This is a genomic window from Paenibacillus thalictri, assembly GCF_004307995.1.
Lineage (GTDB): Bacteria > Bacillota > Bacilli > Paenibacillales > NBRC-103111 > Paenibacillus_AF > Paenibacillus_AF thalictri.
The window spans coordinates 12,660-27,711 of the sequence record NZ_SIRE01000031.1 but is presented as its reverse complement, the minus strand read 5'-3'; the positions used below and the strand labels follow the sequence as shown (position 1 = coordinate 27,711).

Here is a 15,052-nt window from a genome sequence, read left to right as displayed (position 1 = left end):
GCTTCGATGAATAAAAGAGCGTTTGCCGATGTATCGCTTTTGCTTAAACACATTCCATTGCTGTTTCTGGCCATCTGCTGTATTGCACCGTTACTGCTGGTCGTTAACGTTTCATTTACGGATATCCAATCAATCTACCGTACGGGGTATTCATTCCTTCCACACGCTATTAGTCTTGATGCCTACGCTTACATTTTTGCCGATGCCAAGCAAATCGTGCATTCCTATTTGGTTACGATCCTTGTGACCGCCGCCGGGACCGCATTATCCTTGCTTGTTATGGCCATGATTGCTTATCCATTATCAAGAGCCGATTTTCGCCACCAGCGGAAAATGACGTTTTACGTGTTTTTTACGATGTTGTTTAATGGGGGGCTTGTACCTACTTATATCGTGGTGACCAAGTATTTACATCTGGGGGATTCGTTTTGGGCGCTGATTCTGCCATATCTGGTCATTCCGTGGTACGTGCTTTTGTTAAAAACATTTTTTACCCAAATTCCTTACGAAATCATCGAGGCATCGAAGGTAGACGGCTGCAGCGAGTACCGGATATTTTTTACCATTCTGCTGCCCATGACCAAGCCGGCTTTGGCGACTGTGGGATTGATGGTATCGCTGCGCTATTGGAACGACTGGTGGCTCAGTCTCTTATATATCAACAACGAAAACCTCGTTCCTCTGCAGCTTCTGCTATACCGAATCATGGCGAATATTCAAGAGTTAGCCCGAATGGCGGCAGAAAGCGGAATTAATGAGACCATTGAGTTTCCTTCCGAATCTGCGCGGATGGCGATGGCCATCATTGCGGCGGGACCAATGCTGTTCATATTTCCATTCTTTCAACGTTATTTCGTGCAAGGGTTGACGGTTGGCGCCGTTAAAGGTTAGTTCAGGCTTTACCCGCAAGGTTTAGCATACAGTTCAAAATCAATGAGGAGGTTGCATAATGAAAGCAAGAAAAAAATGGCTGCACAAGACGATTCCGCTTGCGCTGGCAGTAGGATTGACTGCCGGCTGTTCATCCCAGGCGCAGCCGCAAGAGACGCAAAAGCCGGTGCAGAGTACCGCGGCTGCAGCAAACCCGAATTCACTGCCGCCGGTAAAACTGACTTGGCTGTTGCGGATCAGCACACAGACGGATTTGCCCGCGGTCCAGCAGGAAGTCAATAAAATTACAAAGGAGAAGCTGAATGCCGAGGTTGAACTGAGATTTATCGATCCGGGAACATTTGACGGCAAACTGAAAACGATGATTGCGGCCGGCGAGAATTTCGATATCTCCTTTGTTTCCTCTTCGATTGGCGGCGATTTTTACGGAAGCGTCGCCAAAGGGGCTTTCCTGCCCATGAATGAACTGCTCACAGCTTACGCGCCCAAAACGTATGCTTCCATCCCGCCGGGCTTTTGGAAGGCTGTTTCCGTCGACAGCAAAATATACGGCGTTCCGAATTATCAGATTGTCGCCCGGGAAAACGGTATTTATATCCTGAAAAGCATCGCAGACAAGTACGGTCTGAACTTCGACCAGATGAAGAAGCTGGAGGATCTCGAATCCTTTTTTGCCAAAGTAAAAAGCTCGGAGCCGGCCGGCGCTGTTCCTTTTGTCATGAACAAAACCGGGATGTGGAAAGACAGCTTGGTATATTACGGCTTCGATACGATCGTGTCGCCGACTTCGCCGGGAACGGTGAAATTAAACGACGATGCTTTAACGGTCGTGAATCAATTTACCGATCCCGCTTTCAAGGAACACGTGAACCTGATGAGAAGCTGGTATCAAAAGGGATATATCAATAAAGATGCGGCTATGGTTTCCGTCTCCGATGTCAATAACTTATTGAAATCGGGGAATGGGATCAGCATGTGGAATCCGATCAAACCCGGCGGGGAGATTGAGGTGAGGACGCAATTCGGTGACCGTGATCTCGCCGTTAAATCGTTTGAGACGCCTTTTGTAACGTCCTCGAACATTTCCGCTACGCTGCAGGCGATTAGCAGAACCTCCAAAAATCCCGAAAGAGCGATGATGCTGATCGAACTGGTGAATACGGATAAACAGCTGTACAACCTGCTCTCTTTTGGCCTTGAAGGCAAGCACTTTAAGAAAGTATCCGATAACCGGATCGAGCCGGTCGCAGACAGCGGATATTTCCCGAATAAAGCGTGGGCGATCGGCAACCAATTCAATGCATATTTATTGCCCGGCCAGCCCGAAAACGTATGGCAGGAGACAATCAAGCTGAACGAGAGGGCCGCTCAGTCGAAATTGATGGGATTTGTGTTCGACAGCGAGCCGGTGAAGGCGGAAGTGGCGCAAAGCCAAGCGGTAGCCGACGAGTTTCTTCCTTCGCTTTTGACCGGTGCCGTCGATCCGGAAAAGTACCTTCCGCAATTTCTGGATAAGTTGAAAACGGCGGGGGCAGATCGGATTATCGCGGAGAAACAAAAACAAATCAACGAGTGGAAAGCGAAAAAGTAATGAGGGTGATTACATAGCATGACAAATGTACGGAAAGAGGGGGTTTCGATGACAAGTAAAACGCGCAACTGGGTAAGCTTGATGATGGCCGTATCGCTGCTCTGGGGTATACTCGCTTTTGAAATGCCGCGTGACGTATATGCGGATTCGGCCATTTTAGCAGGAGATATCGTACATGAGGACTTTCAGAGTTACCCTGAAAATTCCAAGCTTACCGCTAATGGATGGAGTCATGTGGAAAATTCGTCGTCGGGGACTGTTTCTGTTGTTAAAGTGCCCGGCAAAGCGGATGCTTCCGATCAAGGGCTGATGATTAACAGGTCTGCAGTATCCGGCAGCGCCGACTTGCTAGCCAGAAGGACGCTATCCGCCGCGCAGCAAGGCAACATCGTGGTGCGGGCTAACATCATGGCCAAGCAGACAAATGCTGTCGTTTATGCGCTGAATATAAAGGGCTCAGGTAACGACGAAATTGCCAATATTTTATTTACCAATGGAGGCAAAATCGCTTATCAGCTCCCCAGCGGCTCCTATTCGACGCCGGAAACGACACTGCAATCCTATTCGATAGATACTTGGTATGATGTGATGGTCGTATTGGATACGCAAAACCAGACGTTTACCATATATATCGATGGCGTCAAAAAGAAGGAAGGGGTCTCATTTAAATCGGCGGGCGCAACCGATTTTAAAACGCTGGATTTCCAAATGTTCCGATTATATACGGGCACTGCTTATATGGATGATCTGAACATTTATACGCACCATGTCTTGATGAGCAAATCGGCAAGCGTGCTTGAAGTGGGACAAATCGAGCAATTAACTGCTGCGGTCAGTCCTGCGCTGCCGGCTTTCCAGACGGTAACCTGGTCTTCCAGTGATGCTTCGGTCGTCTCGGTGGATTCATCTGGGCTATTGAAAGCGCTTCGTTCCGGCGCGGCGGTTATTAAGGCGGTATCTTCCGGCGGAGCATCGGCCGAATGTGCGGTAAACGTGCCGGAACCGCCGTATGTCTCGTTGAATTCCATTGGACTGGATAAGCCAAATGTAAATCTGGTCGAGGGCGGGAAAGCGAAAATCAATGTCACTTTTGACCCGTCAAATGCAGGTAACCACCCGCTTGTCTGGAAGTTAACCGATGAGACAGTTGCTTCCGTCACTTACGATACTTATTCCCGTTATGCTGTGATTACAGGGGGAAGTCCCGGAGTATCCAATTTGACTGTAACGGCCGATGACGGGCATCAAGCTCATGCTGTCGTAACGGTTGTGCCTCGGGGCGATCTTTATAGCGAAAACTTCGATTCGACGGCGGCGGGACAATTTCCTTCCAGCTTGACTGCAAAAAGCGAAGTGAGCGCCGTCACAAGCGTGGCGGAAGTCCCGGATGAGATTAACAAAAGCTTAAAAATGGTGAAGCCCTCGGCAACGGCCAACAGCTTATACGCTGTCCGGTCATTTCCGGACGGCTTGACGAAAGCGAAGATCTCTTTAAAGGCCATGGCGATGCAAACCAACGCCATTGTATACATCCCGCTTGTATTAAACGAGAACAACGGAAACGTTACGCAGATCGCCTTTTTTAGCGATGGAAATATATCAGTCAGATCGGATGGTGCTTGGAAGCCGCTTCAATCTTACGAGGCGGGGAAATGGTATGCCATCGACGCCGTATTTAATGCCGACGCGGGATGGCTGGATATTTACATTGACGGGGTATTGGCCAAAAGTAAAGTGAATTTTACCGATCCGTCGCAATGGGTGAAATCGATGCAGCTTGGGATGTACCGCACGGATACGGGAACCGCCTATTTTGACGATCTGAATGTATACTCTTTCAAAGCTTTGCAAAACGTAGCCTTCACGCAAAGCGAGGAGCAGTTGGCTCTAGGTGATAGTTTGTCGCTGTCTCCTCTATTCACTCCCGCTGACGCGACTTTCCGTTCACTTGTATGGACCAGCAGCAACCCGGATGTGGCGGCTGTAGACGAACACGGAGTGGTCACGGCCAAAGCAGTCGGCAATACAACCGTTACGGCCGTTTCCACTTATAACTCGTCCATCGCCGCTTCGGTGAATATTAGCGTTGCCATTAGCCATGTCGTGAGCGTCTCGGTCAATCCAACTTCGATACAGCTTCCTGTCAATGCGACTAAAGAGCATGTCGTGGACCTGGCATTTAGCCCCGCGAATGCCAGCGACAAAACGGTGACATGGAGCTCAAGCAATCCGAATGTCGCTGCGGTTGACGTCGATGGAAGCTTAACGACAATCGGTGTTGGAACAGCTACAATAACCGTTACGTCCCGTGACGGCAATAAAACGACGTCTTATGAGGTCACTGTGGTGCCGCGTTCCGTTCAAGCGTCTTATTATGTGTCGCCGCAAGGCAGCGATGACCACGCAGGAAGCGCAGCCGCTCCGTTCCGGTCATTGAGCAAAGCCCGTGCCGCGGTTCGGCAGCTGAACCAGAACATGACGGGCGACATCGTGGTGTACTTGGCGGAAGGTACATATACCTTGGATGAGACATTCCAATTGGATGAACGGGATTCGGGGTCAAACGGGTACAAGGTCATATACAAGGCATTGACGCCGAATCATGCCCCGATCCTGAGCGGCGGGCGGCAAATTACAGGTTGGCAGCTGCATGACCCCAATAAAAATATTTACAAGGCTTATGCCGGAGGTAATATAGAAACCCGGCAGCTGTACGTAAACGGCGCCAGAGCCATTCGAGCGAGAAGCAATGGTGGGCTTACAAATCCTGTAAGGACGTCCGCCGGGTTTACGTCTGACGATACGTTCCTGGCAGGCTGGGGCCATATTAGCGACATGGAGCTCGTATTTAAGGCGGAATGGACCAACCCAAGGGATGGTGTCCAATCGGTGACGGTGCAGGACGGCAAGGCGGTCATCACCATGAAGCAGCCCGGCTGGTCGGCCGTTACCAGAAGGCCGTCGGTCACTTATCCGTGGACTTACGAGAATGCATACGAATTGCTTGACGAAGCAGGCGAGTGGTATTTGGATCGAACAACCGACACCTTTTATTACAAGCCGCGACCCGGCGAAGAGATGAATTCGGCTTATATCGTAGCTCCGACAGTAGAAGAATTGGTGAAAATACAAGGCAGTTCGCTTAATACGCCGGCCAACCATATTCAATTCGAAGGCATCACCTTCGCTTATACTACATGGCTTCGTCCGAACAGTGATTTGGGGCATGCAGACGCGCAAAATAACCACCTTCGTTATCCGCCCGCGCCTGATGTGCTTCCTCCGGCAGCAGTTACGATAGAGAGAGCTCATAATATCGATTTTGAACGAAACGAATTTTCCAAGCTTGGCATTACGGCTTTGAAAATGGCAGGTGGTGTGCAGAACAGTCTGATTCAGGGGAACCGGTTTTACGACGTTTCCGGCGGAGCCATCAATGTCGGAGACCCGACAAATTCCGATCCGGCCATTTATAACCCTTCCGACGTGCACTTATTGATGAGCAATGTTGACGTTCTGAATAACTACATTCATGACATCGGCGTCGAATATCGTTCCGCCGCCGCTATATCCGCCGGTTTTCCCGTTCATATGGATATCAGTCACAATGAGATGTTTAATATGCCTTATAGCGGTTTGCACGTTGGGTACGGGTGGGCAAATATTAAATCGTCGGCATTTGCCGACATGAAAATCGAAAACAACTTTATTCACGATTTGTTTGGCGACGGGATTTATGACGGCGGCGCTATTTACACGATCGGAGGTACAGGGGGGACATCGGAAGCTCCCAATCTTGTAAGGGGGAATTACATCCGGAATCAGATGGAGCGTTACGGGGCCATCTATCCGGACGAAGGATCATCGTTTTGGCGTTATGAGCACAATGTCGTGGATTTAAGCGAAACCCCGGTTTGGGGCGCTGCGACAAACGCCACTTGGGCCCATGTCGGTACTTCGGGTATCCATGATATCACCTTTGCCAACAATTATACGACTACCGGGTACTACGTAAACCGCGGAACAAACGTTTCCTTTACCGGAACGATTGTGGTACCGGACGCGGTGTGGCCGCAGGAAGCGCTGCAAATTATGGAAAACGCCGGATTGCAGCTGCCCTACCGCGATCTTGCCTCCCATACATTGGAAAGGCTGATCGTCCCAGAACAGGTGAGCATGCAGCTAGGGCAAGCATTTGAGCTTGAGATTCAAGCGAAATCAGGCAAGGATTCGGTCATCGACCTCACGGCCGGAGCGGCGCAAATCTACTATGAGAGTGACAATCCTTCGGTCGTCGCTGTGAATGCACAAGGCCGTATCGAAGCATTAGCTTCAGGATTTGCGTCGATCAAGGTCAGCGTAAAGATGGGAGGAGTGTGGACGGTCCGTACGGTTCCCGTTTATGTTGAAGATGCTTTGGAACGAATCGAAATTCGCGATGTGGTGGATCAAAGTATTGAACTTCTTGAAGGTATGACTCAATCCCTGATCCCGATGGGGATCTCCCGTTATGGCCAAAATGTGGAGCTGAGCGACTTATCATATGTCAGTTCAAATCCTGCTATTGCAGTTGTAACCGCAAGCGGCCAAGTCACGGCGGTAAACAGCGGAACCGCTTATATTACGGTAGCGGGAACATGGGATGGCGTCAGGAAGCAAGTCGGAATTGTAGTTAATGTGCAAGGCATACATGTCGTCGACTATGATGGAGATTACCTGTATTACGATGCTTATCCGCTGAACGATGTCATTGCGGACTCGGACCATTGGTTCGTAAACGCAACAGGAGACAATAACAAGAAAACGGACGCGGGGACGATAGAAATATCTACTCCGGGCGGATTTGCCTCCTATAAAGGCAGGATGTTTGAAAACGAACTGCTGACATTCAACATGAAAATCAACGGAACGGATGGCTGGCCGTCCGTCGTACTCCGCGGCCAAAAGCCAAATGAACCGTATTTGTCGGAGACCAATGACTTGTATATCATCGGTTTCAAACCAAACGAAATCGAACTTCAAAGGTTCAATAAGGGAGTAAGGACCGTTATTTTTGGAAATATCGATGGAGCGACAAGCATCGGAGGACCGGCTTACCCGAACACGGTCATGGCATTTAATACAACCCACCTCGTCCAGGCGGGGGCGATTACGGAATCCAACGGAGTCAGATTGCTTCTTTATGTAGACGGACAAAACATATTTAACTATCTGGATTCCGGAGAAGGGAACATTGCAACACCCGGCTATTTAGGTCTATACGCCAGAAGCGGCAGTATTACGTTAGGAGCCGTGCCCAAATCGGCGATTAGCGGCCCAAATGAAATAAAAGTCGGCGAAGAGGCTGAGCTCAATCTTTCTCTCGATACCGACAGCAACGGAATGGTTATGAAAGATACCGCCATTCGGTACGATAGTCAGGCATTCGAATTTGTCGGCATTCAATCGCTGAAGCCGGAAATAAATATCGGTACGGTTGACGATGATCATGAAGGCAACGTCATGGTAATGCTTAACGGAGACAGCCTTTCTTTGAGCGAACCGGCAGCGGTATTTTCCATTACATTAAGGGCCCGGCAGGAGAAGAAAGATGCGTCGGCAGGAATAGCCTATGTTACTTTGCAAAAAAGCAACGGCACGATCTTTAGAACGGCTCACGACTTTGCCCAAATAACAACCGATCAAACAGATTTGGCAACCAGAACTGGATTCAGAATGCAGGCATTGTCACAAGTTTTCAGGCCAAATTAAGATTGCGCTGAGCTTATAGTCGGTACGGTGTTTCGTTCACAATGGCGGCAGGCGCGGACCTGCCGCCATGTTTTTTTGATTTGGCCCGCGGCGGCACGATGGCGATTTCAGAAGGGAATTGGAAGTCGGAGGCGAGGGTTTGAGGTGTTTAGATCCGGCGTAAATCTGTATATAAAACCTGCGCAAAAGATAGATTTACCGCATATCGGATTGGAAGCGTTTTCTGTACAATGAGTACAAAAGTGATTCCAAAAAATAGGAGGGGAACGATGGAACCAATACCATCATTTGAGGCCAAAGGGATCATTAAAAACTTCGGCCGCATCCAAGCTTTAAAAGGGATCGATTTCACGATTTACCCGGGCGAAGTGGTTGGGCTACTTGGCGACAACGGAGCGGGAAAATCGACACTGATCAAAGTGTTTTCCGGGGCGCTGTCGCCAGATGAGGGGGAACTGCTGCTGGAAGGCAAGATATGCCGATTTTCATCGCCGCAGGAGGCGAGGGACGCCGGGATCGAAACCGTGTACCAGGACTTGGCGCTGGCAACCGATCTCGATATCGAGTCAAATTTGTTTTTGGGCAGGGAGATTTTAAAAAAGGGCTGGCGGAGCCGGTTCGGCTTTCTGGACCGGAAGGCGATGTTCCGGGAAGTGGAGGATTTGTTCGCTAAATTGAACATTCGTGTGCGCGATCTGAATGCGAACATTTCCGATCTGTCCGGCGGACAGAGGCAGGCGGTAGCGGTGGCCCGCGCTGTGAAGTGGGGCAACAAGCTGGTTATCATGGACGAACCGACGGCGGCTTTGGGCGTAGAGCAATCGGCGATGGTGCTTGATTTGGTCAGGCAGGTGCGTTCCAAAGGGATACCGGTTATTTTTATCAGCCATACGATGCCTTTTGTGTTTGACGTTTGCGACCGGATTGTCATTTTGCGCCTCGGCGAAGTTGTAGCAAATCTGAAGGTGAAGGAGACGACGGTGAACGAGGTGGTGCAGTACATTACCGGCTCCAAGCAGTCGGATCGCATCGCCCGCCTCCAGCAAAGCGGGGCCCGACCATGAAAGGAGAATGCGGAAAGTGAGCAGAAATACGATGACTTCCTTGAATGTGCCGGTCCATCCGCTCAGGCAGCGGGTGGAGGACTTTTGGATTTTTGGCGTGCTGGTGCTGCTGATTGTTATTTTTGGCATCATCAACCCGGTATTTTTTTCGGTGGATAACTGGAACAACACCTCGACGTTTATGACGGATACGCTGCTGCTGGCGCTGGCGGAAACGGTAGTTATATTGACCGCAGGCATCGACTTGTCCGTTGGTGCCAATATGGGACTGTCGAGTATCGTGTTTGCGCTGATTCTCGAATACGGCATGGACCATGGCATAAGCCATTGGGTGACGGTTCCGCTGGGCATAGCGGGAGGGCTGCTGACTGGGGTTCTGGTCGGTTTTATTAACGGTTTTCTGATTACGAGGTGGAAAATCACACCGTTTATTTCCACGCTGGGGATGCTTGGCGTGTGCACCGGGATGACGTTTATTATTTGCAACGGAACAAGCGTGACCAATCTGCCCTCGGAGCTGGGGACGGCCGGCAATTACATTATTTTAGGTTTTATTAGCTTCTCCGTGCTGATTACGGCGCTTGCCGTAGCCTGGATCTACATTTTGCTGACGAAAACCCGGTTCGGCCGCTATACCTATGCGATCGGCAGCAATGTGGAGGCGGCATCCCGAGCCGGAATTAACGTCAAAAGTCATCTGACCAAGGTATACGTTTTGTCCGGATTTCTGGCGGCGCTTGCAGGTATTATTATCGTCATGCGGTTTGTGAACGGTTCTCCGCTGACAGGCTCTCATACCGAACTGAACGCTGTGGCAGCGGTCGTGATCGGCGGCACCAGCTTGTTCGGCGGCCGGGGCAGCATCTGGGGATCGGTTGTCGGCGCGGCGATTATCGCGGTGCTGATGACCGGACTTGTGCTGGCGCATGTCCAGGTCTATTGGCAAATCGTCGCCGTTGGCGCGATTATCGTGCTTGCGGTGTATGTCGATCAGCTGCGCAGTAAAAGCAAACGTTAGCAAGCAATGGTAGAAGCTTAATTATCGCAGCAACTGATCATTCGGACGTAAGATTAACAGCCTTCACGCGGCAATGTGCCTTGCTCTAGGTGCTGCACAAGGTGCGAAGCTTAATGTAAGCCGGTAACAAGCACGCAAAAGGGCTAGCCATATCCATCCACTTTTTAAGGGAGGTTTTTATCCAATGAAAAAGGTTTTGTCAGTCGCGCTTGCCATGATTTTGTCCGTCTCGCTGGCGGCATGCGGTTCATCGTCGGGCTCCAGCCCCGCAGCAGGTTCCACAGCAGATTCCGGTGGGAAACCCGCACAGCCGGCGGCTGCACCCGCGCCCGCAGAAAATAAACCGGCCGCAGCGGATAGCGGCAGCAAAGACAAGAAAAAGCCGCGCATCGCTTATGTGGCCGGCATTACGACAGACGCTTTTTACATCTCGATGAAATTCGGAGCGGAGGAAGTAGCCAGCAAGCTGGGGGTGGACCTTGTATGGACCGGCGCGCCGGAGTGGGATTATACGAAACAAACGCCGATCGTCGACAGCCTGATCGCCGAAAAAGTCGATGCCATCATCATTGCCCCTAATGACGCCAAAGCGATGGTGGCTCCGCTAAAGAAAGCGATGAACGCCAACATTCCCGTATTTACGGTCGATACGAACGTATCCGACGAATCGGCTTATATCGCCAACGTCACCTCCGACAATATCCAAGGCGGCAAGCTGGGAGCGGACACACTCGCCAAGCAGATCGGGGAAAAAGGCAAGGTACTCGTCATGAATACGAAGCCGGGCATTACGACAACCGACGACCGCCAGAAAGGCTTCCTCGAGCAAATCAAGAAATATCCGAACATTCAAGTTGTAGCGACCGAATATTGTGACGACCAAGCAACCGTCGCGGCGAAAAAAACACAGGACATTTTACTGGCCAATCCCGACCTGAGCGGCGTATTTGCGGCCAACGTTGTCTCCGGCGCCGGTGTCGCTCAAGGGCTGCGCGTCAAAAATGTGCAGGATAAGGTGAAGCTGGTTTCTTACGACGCCGGTCCGGAGCAGGTAAAATCGCTGAAGGCGGGCGAGCTGCAGGCGATCATCTCGCAGAAGCCGCTGGAGGAAGCGCGTATCATTTTGCAAATGGCTTACGATTACTTGAATGGCAAAAAGGACGCCAAAAAGCTGACCGTGCTTGATAACGTCTCGGTCACGCCGGAAAACATCGACAAGCCGGAAATTCAACAGTGGCTGTATCGCACCAAGTAAGTTGGGAACGACCTGCCCGAGCCGAAAACGGCTATCCGGTTCCAAGCCGACAAATGCAAGCGACGGAGCACCGCGACTTGGCAAGCGCCAGCTCTCTGAATGCTGCCCATGTAATGCTGCAACGCACCACTCGGGATAACGCACGTTGGAAGGCTTCGGCAAAAAAGAACAAGCATGCAATAGCTTATCGGAACGTAAAATGTAGGGGCTGCCTTGTAGCTGGGGCGGCCCCTCCCGCACATTAACCGCTTGGCATTCAATTTATTTATATGGAGGGAAATAAGATGTCGGTTTCACCCCGATTGCATCGGCTGTTCGGCACGGACGGAAAGTGCTTTGATGTGGCTATAGACCATGGTTTTTTTAACGAGTATTCATTTTTAAGCGGGATCGAAAATATGCGGGAAGCCGTTGCCACGATTGTGAGCGCCAATCCCGATGCGATTCAGTTAAGTCCGGGACAGGCGGGGCTGCTGCAGGATATTCCCGGCAAACAGAAGCCTTCGCTTGTGCTGCGCACGGATGTGGCGAATGTGTACGGCAGCCGGCTTTCGCATTACCTGTTCAGCCAGCTCATTGAGCGGCCGGTGGAGCAAGCGCTGGCGCTTGACGCGGCTTGCGTTGTCGTTAATTTGCTGCTGCTGCCGGGACAACCCGAGCTGCATCGCCAATGTATCGAAAATGTATGCCGTTTGAAACCGGAATGCGAGCGTTACGGCATGCCGCTGATGGTGGAACCGCTGGTTATGCTGCCTAATGAGCAAAAGGGAGGTTATATGGTAGATGGCGATATAACCAAAATCATTCCGCTGGTCCGGCAGGCGGTGGAGCTGGGGGCCGACATCATCAAGGCCGATCCGTGCGATCGCCTGGAGGAATATTACCTCGTCGTCGAAGCGGCATCCGGAAAACCGCTGCTGCCGCGGGGAGGAGGTAAGGCCTCCGATGAAGAAATATTAACTCGTACGTATACGTTGCTGCAGCAAGGAGCTTCCGGCATCGTGTACGGACGAAATGTCATTCAGCACCCTAAACCGGAACGCATGACACGCGCCTTCATGGCGATGATTCATGCCGGGGCCGATCCTGAGCAGGCGGCGCTACTTCTGCGCGGGGAGGGCTGAAGCGGATGGAAGCAGGAAGACGTATCATTCGTTTTGGTCTGATCGGCTGCGGCTTGATGGGCAGAGAATTCGCCAGCGCTGCTGCCCGTTGGTGCCACCTGACGGGCGTCGATTTCGAGCCGCGAATCACAGCTGTTTGCGATGCAAATCCCGAGGCTGCAAAGTGGTTCGTACGCCATGTTCCGGGTGTCGCCACCGTGACCACGGACTATAAGGAGCTGCTGGCGGATCCGGATATCGACGCGATTTACTGCGCGGTGCCGCATCATCTGCACGCGCTGCTGTATGTGGACATCATTCGGGCAGGCAAACATCTGCTTGGCGAGAAACCGTTTGGCATCGACAAGGAAGCGAACGAAGCCGTTATGCAGGCGATCCGCGAACATCCCGAGGTGCTGGTCCGATGCTCTTCGGAGTTTCCCTTTTTTCCGGGCGCTTATCGGATTGCCAAAATGGTGAGAGAGGGCAAATTCGGCCGGATCATCGAAGTGGAAGCCGGATTCTGGCACAGCAGCGATCTGGACCCGCTTAAGCCGATTAACTGGAAGCGGCGCATAGCCACGAACGGCGAATACGGCTGCATGGGCGATCTGGGCTTGCACGTCGTTCATCTGCCGTTTCGTTTCGGCTGGAAGCCGCAAAGTGTCCGCTCGCTGCTTACGAACGTCGTGACGGAACGTCCGGATGCTTTGGGACGGATGGTTCCTTGCGAAACGTGGGACAATGCCATTCTTGCCTGTGATGTGCACGAAGCCGGGGGCAATCGCTTTCCTCTTATGCTGTCGACGAAACGGATAGCTCCCGGGCATGCCAATACCTGGTTTCTCCGAATCCAGGGGACGGAATGTTCAGCGGAGTTCAGCACGAAAAATCCGAAGATGATGGCATCGCTGCCTTATTCCCCCGGCGGTGAGCAGGCGTGGCGTGTGGCCGATGTGCCTTATGTATCGGCTTACGGTACAATTACGGGAAACATATTCGAATTTGGCTTCTCCGACTCCATTTTGCAGATGTGGGCCGCCTTTTGCGACGAGCTTACGAACGGCTCTGCCATGCGCCAGCCATTGTATTGCGCGACGCCGGAGGAAGCGGCCGACAGCCACCGCCTGTTTACGGCGGCGTTGGAATCGGAGCGCAGCGGGCGGACCGTCGCCTTGCGATGGGGGGAGTAGCGCTTGCGGCAGAAGCGAGTCGACATTGTCGTTGCCGGACATATCTGCCTCGACGTGATCCCCGCTCTTGGCGGTTGGCATGGCGGAATACACGATATTTTGCAGCCGGGCAAGCTGGTTGATATCGGTCCTGCGGTGTTGGCAACCGGTGGCGCTGTGCCAAATACAGGGATAGCCCTCCATCGTCTTGGCGCCCATGTCGCGCTGATGGGCAAGATCGGAGACGACATGTTTGGCGGCGCTATCTTGGATGTGCTGCGGCGGCAGGATGAACGGCTGGCAGACAGCATGCTGGTACAGCCCGGGGAAACAAGCGCGTACACGATTGTGATCAGCCCGCCCGGGGTAGACCGGATTTTTCTGCATTACACCGGAACAAACGATACGTTTGCCGCTGACGACATTCGGCACGAGGCATTAGCGGGAATACGTTGGTTTCATTTCGGTTATCCCCCTTTGATGCGGCGAATGTTTGCGGATGGGGGGACGGAATTAGCCGGCATGCTCGAGCGGATCAAAAGGCAGGGGGCCGCCACTTCGTTGGACATGGCCCGGCCCGATCCCGATTCGGCTGCCGGCCGAGCGGATTGGAGAGCCGTTCTGCAAAAGGCACTTCCCTACGTGGATTTGTTTATGCCGAGCCTGGAGGAAATCGTATTTATGCTTGATCCGGGCCGTTCCGGCAGCTCATCGGAAGTAGTCCGTTCTACAGGCGAACCGGTGGTGCCAGACGATACGCTTTTACGGTCTCTTGCCGATGAGTTGATCGGTATGGGAGCGGCGATTGTCGTCCTGAAGCTGGGCGAATACGGGTTATATTTGCGCTCGACAAGCGATGCGGACAGATTGCGGGCTGTGGGAACTTGCGCTTTAGCTGACCCCCGTAGTTGGCTTGGCCGCGAGCTGTTGGCCCCCTGTTTCAGGGTTGACGCCGTCGGGACGACAGGAGCCGGAGATTGCACCATTGCGGGGTTTCTGAACGCCCTGCTGCTGGGGATGCCCGCGGAGCAAGCGCTGAACAGCGCTGTCGCCGTCGGTGCATCCAGTGTGGAGCAAGCCGACGCAACCAGCGGCGTACCATCTTGGACGGAGCTGCAGCGGCGCATGTCCGCCGGCTGGCCTCGCCATCCGACCGCGATGGCTATACCAGAATGGCGCGAGTGCAGCGAGACGGGAATTTGGATAG

Annotated in this window: 8 protein-coding genes and 1 pseudogene; all 9 read left to right on the top strand. The window is 52.3% G+C overall.

Annotation, left to right across the window (positions count from 1 at the left end):
• Positions 1–6 precede the first annotated feature (6 nt).
• The gene (locus tag EYB31_RS32920; protein WP_131017779.1) at positions 7–891 is read left to right on the top strand and encodes a carbohydrate ABC transporter permease; all 885 of its coding nucleotides are present in this window, start codon (positions 7–9) and stop codon (positions 889–891) included.
• Positions 892–949: 58 nt separating this feature from the next.
• The gene (locus EYB31_RS32915; RefSeq protein ID WP_131017777.1) at positions 950–2,482 is read left to right on the top strand and encodes an ABC transporter substrate-binding protein; all 1,533 of its coding nucleotides are present in this window, start codon (positions 950–952) and stop codon (positions 2,480–2,482) included.
• Positions 2,483–2,530: 48 nt separating this feature from the next.
• Positions 2,531–8,233 (top strand): Ig-like domain-containing protein, encoded by a 5,703-nt coding sequence (locus EYB31_RS32910; protein WP_165452739.1) that lies wholly within the window; start codon positions 2,531–2,533, stop codon positions 8,231–8,233.
• 269 nt (positions 8,234–8,502) lie between these two features.
• A complete protein-coding gene (locus EYB31_RS32905; protein WP_131017773.1) occupies positions 8,503–9,297 on the top strand; it encodes an ATP-binding cassette domain-containing protein in 795 nt (264 codons plus the stop codon).
• A 16-nt stretch (positions 9,298–9,313) separates the two neighbouring features.
• Positions 9,314–10,315, top strand: a complete 1,002-nt coding sequence (locus tag EYB31_RS32900; protein ID WP_206105516.1) for an ABC transporter permease — start codon at positions 9,314–9,316, stop codon at positions 10,313–10,315.
• Positions 10,316–10,499: 184 nt separating this feature from the next.
• Positions 10,500–11,570, top strand: coding sequence for an ABC transporter substrate-binding protein (locus EYB31_RS32895; protein ID WP_131017771.1), 1,071 nt, complete (start codon positions 10,500–10,502; stop codon positions 11,568–11,570).
• Positions 11,571–11,854: 284 nt separating this feature from the next.
• Positions 11,855–12,694 (top strand): class I fructose-bisphosphate aldolase, encoded by an 840-nt coding sequence (locus tag EYB31_RS32890; protein WP_131017769.1) that lies wholly within the window; start codon positions 11,855–11,857, stop codon positions 12,692–12,694.
• A gap of 5 nt (positions 12,695–12,699) precedes the next feature.
• Positions 12,700–13,866: a Gfo/Idh/MocA family protein gene (locus EYB31_RS32885; protein WP_131017767.1), complete on the top strand. Its 1,167-nt coding sequence runs from the start codon at positions 12,700–12,702 to the stop codon at positions 13,864–13,866.
• Positions 13,867–13,920: 54 nt separating this feature from the next.
• A pseudogene (locus EYB31_RS32880) lies at positions 13,921–14,937 on the top strand (carbohydrate kinase family protein); the annotation flags it as partial.
• Positions 14,938–15,052 lie beyond the last annotated feature (115 nt).

What these genes read in the sequence shown, in the direction of transcription:
- EYB31_RS32885 (WP_131017767.1), top strand. Translation starts at nt 12,700, where the DNA reads ATGGAAGCAGGAAGACGTATCATTCGTTTTGGTCTGATCGGCTGCGGC.
- EYB31_RS32910 (WP_165452739.1), top strand. Translation starts at nt 2,531, where the DNA reads ATGACAAGTAAAACGCGCAACTGGGTAAGCTTGATGATGGCCGTATCG.
- EYB31_RS32920 (WP_131017779.1), top strand. Translation starts at nt 7, where the DNA reads ATGAATAAAAGAGCGTTTGCCGATGTATCGCTTTTGCTTAAACACATT.
- EYB31_RS32890 (WP_131017769.1), top strand. Translation starts at nt 11,855, where the DNA reads ATGTCGGTTTCACCCCGATTGCATCGGCTGTTCGGCACGGACGGAAAG.
- EYB31_RS32895 (WP_131017771.1), top strand. Translation starts at nt 10,500, where the DNA reads ATGAAAAAGGTTTTGTCAGTCGCGCTTGCCATGATTTTGTCCGTCTCG.
- EYB31_RS32915 (WP_131017777.1), top strand. Translation starts at nt 950, where the DNA reads ATGAAAGCAAGAAAAAAATGGCTGCACAAGACGATTCCGCTTGCGCTG.
- EYB31_RS32905 (WP_131017773.1), top strand. Translation starts at nt 8,503, where the DNA reads ATGGAACCAATACCATCATTTGAGGCCAAAGGGATCATTAAAAACTTC.